The organism is Dietzia sp. DQ12-76 (genome assembly GCF_014145045.1).
In the GTDB taxonomy this organism is placed as follows: Bacteria; Actinomycetota; Actinomycetes; order Mycobacteriales; family Mycobacteriaceae; genus Dietzia.
Map to the genome: position 1 here is coordinate 1 of NZ_JAALDV010000478.1, position 4,189 is coordinate 4,189.

The 4,189-nt window shown below is 68.8% G+C and carries 4 protein-coding genes; 2 read left to right on the forward strand and 2 right to left on the reverse strand.

Going from position 1 to position 4,189, the window contains the following annotated elements; genetic code table 11:
• Positions 1-942, forward strand: a 942-nt coding sequence (locus G6019_RS15105; protein WP_182627931.1) for a leucyl aminopeptidase, incomplete at its 5' end; no start/stop codon positions are given.
• A 90-nt stretch (positions 943-1,032) separates the two neighbouring features.
• On the opposite strand, the gene G6019_RS15110 is transcribed toward G6019_RS15105, so the two are convergent.
• The gene (locus G6019_RS15110; protein WP_228549645.1) at positions 1,033-2,367 is read right to left on the reverse strand and encodes an asparaginase; all 1,335 of its coding nucleotides are present in this window, start codon (positions 2,365-2,367) and stop codon (positions 1,033-1,035) included.
• Between the two features lie 436 nt (positions 2,368-2,803).
• Positions 2,804-3,166, reverse strand: coding sequence for an oxidoreductase (locus G6019_RS15115; RefSeq protein ID WP_182612326.1), 363 nt, complete (start codon positions 3,164-3,166; stop codon positions 2,804-2,806).
• A gap of 310 nt (positions 3,167-3,476) precedes the next feature.
• Here G6019_RS15115 and G6019_RS15120 point away from each other — a divergent pair.
• Positions 3,477-4,189, forward strand: a 713-nt coding sequence (locus G6019_RS15120; RefSeq protein ID WP_304506213.1) for a biotin/lipoyl-containing protein, incomplete at its 3' end; no start/stop codon positions are given.

Genomic DNA, 4,189 nt, shown 5'->3' on the forward strand with positions numbered 1-4,189 from the left:
GACCTGGTCAACACCCCGCCCAACCTGCTCTTCCCCGGCTCCTTCGCGGACCGTGCGGCTGAACTCGCCGCCGGCGCGGGCCTCGACGTGGAGGTCCTGGACGAGCCCGCTCTCGCGGAGGGCGGCTTCGGCGGCATCCTGGCGGTGGGCGGAGGGTCGTCCCGCGGGCCGCGACTGGTCCGTCTCACCCACCGCGGGGCCGAGGGTCGACCCACCGTCGCGTTGGTCGGAAAAGGCGTCACGTTCGACACCGGCGGCATCTCCATCAAGCCGGCCGCGGGGATGGAGCAGATGACCATGGACATGGGCGGAGCGGCCGCCGTCGTCGCGACCGTCATCCTCGCCGCCCGGCTCGGGCTGGACCTCACCGTGGTGGCCACCGTCCCGATGGCCGAGAACATGCCGTCGTCCACGGCGTACCGCCCCGGTGACGTGCTCACCATGTACGGCGGGACGACGGTGGAGGTGCAGAACACCGACGCCGAGGGCCGACTCATCCTCGCCGACGCCATCGTCAGGGCCTGCGAGGACTCCCCCTCACACCTCATCGACACCGCGACGCTCACCGGCGCACAGATGGTGGCCCTGGGCAAGAAGACCCCCGGCGTCATGGGCACCGAGGACTTCCGGGACCGGGTGGCCGAACTCAGCCGCGAGGTCGGCGAGGGCGGCTGGCCGATGCCGCTGCCGGAGGAACTGCGTGACGGATTGGACTCCGAGGTCGCCGACCTCACCAACGTGACCCCGCATCGCTGGGGTGGCATGCTCTCCGCTGGCCTGTTCCTCTCCGAATTCGTCGCCGAGGGCGTGGAGTGGGTCCACATCGATGTGGCCGGCCCGGCCTATAACGACGGTGGCGCCGAGGGGTACCTGCCCAAGGGGGGGACCGGGGTGCCCGTGCGGACGATGCTCGCGGTCCTGGAGGACATCGCCTCTCGGTGAGTGGTGTCCGACGATTCTCCACTGCAGGGCGCTGACATCGTCCGCACGGGTCACTCTGGACGGGGTGCGATCACGCTGGGTGGGGTGCGATCACGCGACCTGCTCGAGCACCCCGTCCGGGACCGACTGCACGTCCACGGCAGCCGTTGCGTTGCCGAACCCGGGATTGCCGGCCGTGGCGAACCAGTCCCGGGCGACGGTGATGTCGTCTGTGAAGGCGCGGCTCAGGATGAGCAACAGCCGGGCCTTCTGCGGAAGCAACTCGTTGCCGGAGATCATCCCCGCAGCACTGGTGGGGCCGACCGTCCCGGAGCCGGTGCGGCTGGTGGAGACGAACCACACCCCTTGAGTGATGGCATCGCGGCGAGCCTGGCCTGCCGCCGAGGAGATGCCGCCCGCACCGGTACCGGCGGTGACGATTCCGGTCGCCCCACCGGCGACCATTCCCCGGATCGCATCCCCGGAGGCCTCCTGGTAGTTGTAGAAGATCTCCACCTTGGGCAGATCGCCTGCTGAGATCTCCGACAGGTCGAAGGGCGTGAACCACCGGTCGGACTGGCAGTCAAGCACTCTGGACGGTCCACGCGGGAGACTGATCCGATCGCCGTCGATCCACCCGAGAACGCCGACTCTCCGGGATTCGAACGTGTCGGTCCGCATGGTGTTGCCCTTGGTGACGTCGCGTGCCGCGTGAATCTCGTCGTTGAGCATCAGCACGGTGCCGAAGCAGTAGGTCTGCTGAGATGCCGCGAGCCGGATCGACTGGAGCAGGTTGGCGGGGCCGTCACTGCCGAACACCGGGTCGACATCCGGGGTTGGGCCGGCAGCCCACGGACGCATCGCACCTGTGATGACTACCGGCTTCTTGCTCTGGACAGTGACGTCGAGCCAGTACCCGAACTCCTCCATGGTGTCGGTCCCCGTGGTCACCACGACGGCGTCCGAGCTCGCGAGTGCTCGTTCGACCGCCAGGGTCAGCTCGCGATACTGCGCGATGGTGTAACCGCCTGAACCGGCGTTGCCGAACTGCACGATGTCCACGTTGGCCATCTGGTCGATGGCCGGGGCGATTTCGGGGATGAGCTCGGCCATCGGATACGTTCCGGCGCGGTAGTTCGAGTACGAGTCCTGCGTGGTCGCCCGGCCGGCGAGGGTGCCGCCGGTCGCCACGACCGTCACGGTGGGCAGGGTGGGATCCCCGTCATCAATCGGCTCAGTCGGATCGGGCTCGACCGGATCGGGCTCGACCGGAGTCTCGGGTGCGCCCGGCGCTGTCGTGCCCGTACTCGATCCGAGACTGCCGGCGGCGAGGCTGTCAAGCGGAGAGCCCGCCGCTGTGCTGGGCAGCCCTGTGGCCAGGAGTCCGGCGCAGGACAGAGCGGCCACGAACGCTCGTGCCCTGCGGCGGGTTGTCATCTGGAGCATGTGCGCTCATTTCTCTGAGTGGGAAGGGAAACCCGGTCGCTGTGGGAGTGATCCACAAGTGGTTCGAGCGACCAGAGACACACTGTCGCCTTGCTGTTACGGCAGCATTTCCGGTGCATCTTCTTAGGTTTCAAAAGCATCAAGGATGAGTTACGCGGTGATCTCGAACTCTCGGGGGCCGTCGGCGGCGATGGTGCGCCCCTTCGAGAGTCACGACTCAGTGATGGGAGCGGTCGGGGGCGATCGTCGTCGGATGGACGCCAGACTCAGCGGTGCTCACCACACGAACACCGTCGCCCACGGGACTCCGTGGGATACGGCCCCGGCGGAGTGGGCATCGTTCGATCGGCACCTCTCGGCACCACGGTGGTCATCTAGTCCGGCGGGAGTCCCTCGCCTTGGCGCTACGGATGTGCGGTCGGACCGCCCGGCACTGCTAGTGGTCATTCCCGCGCATCTGCTCGCGGAGCCGGCGGGCCCTCTCCTTGCGCTCGCGCGAGATGCGGACCTCCTCGAAGAGCCGCATCCGATCCGGGTACCCGGTCTCCATCGCGTCGTACAGGGGGATCCCCAGCTCGTCGGCGAGCTTGCGCGCGGTGGCGACATCCCCCACCGGGCGGCGCGTCCACTCGCCGTCGAAGGCGACCAGGAGCAGCCCCGGCACCGACACGAGCGTCTCGGGCTCGAGGTACGCCTCGATCCCCACCCTGGTCTCACACCACGACCGGAAGTGGGCGAGGTCAGCGGGATCCGCCGGGATCCGTGACCGCCGCCGCCGGAATAGATCGCGGATCGCCACCGTCGGACTCCTCCCGTCGGCCCCCCGTCCGGGGTGGGGCCGTCTGTGACATTCGATCGTACCGAGCGCCAGCACCGGTGATGGCGTGGCCGCCGGCCGGTTCAGGCGGCCGCTGGCGCCGGGATCGGGGCGTCCGACGACACCGGCAGGTGGTACAGGGCACAATGGTGGGCGATCGTCCGGGCGGACCGCCACAGCGGTCCGGTCCCGGGTCGTCGCAGAACTGACAGCTCACCACCATGTCGCCGCTCACGCGGGCGCGGATCGCGCCGGCGGGCAGCGCCCACAACTCTTGAGGAGTCACGACACCATGGCCTTCTCCGTACAGATGCCGGCTCTCGGTGAATCCGTGAGCGAGGGCACCGTCACCCGCTGGCTCAAGAAGGAGGGGGACACGGTCGAGGTCGACGAACCGTTGCTCGAGGTCTCCACCGACAAGGTCGACACCGAGATCCCGTCGCCCGCCGCGGGCACCCTGTCCAAGATCGTCGCCGACGAGGACGAGACCATCGAGATCGGCGGAGAGCTCGCGGTCATCGACGACGGTTCCGGTGGATCCGACGACGATTCGGATGACGACGCCTCCGACGCTGACGACTCCGCCGACGAGGCCCCCGACACCGCCGATCAGGACAGCGACGAGGCAGACGAGCCCGCGCCCAGCTCGTCCTCCGCCACCAAGGGCTCCGGCTCGAAGGGCTCCGGCGGCAAGGGCACCGAGGTCACCATGCCCGAACTCGGCGAATCCGTCACCGAGGGCACCATCACCAACTGGCTCAAGGCCGTCGGCGACACCGTCGAGGTCGACGAGCCCCTGCTCGAGGTCTCCACCGACAAGGTCGACACCGAGATCCCCTCCCCCGTCGCCGGCACCATCCAGAAGATCGTCGCCGACGAGGACGACACCGTCGAGGTCGGCGCGGTCCTCGCCGTCATCGGAGACGCAGACGCCTCCGACCAGGACGACCAACCCGAGGACGGCGACGAGACGGCGGAGGACGCCTCCGACGCTGACGACTCCGC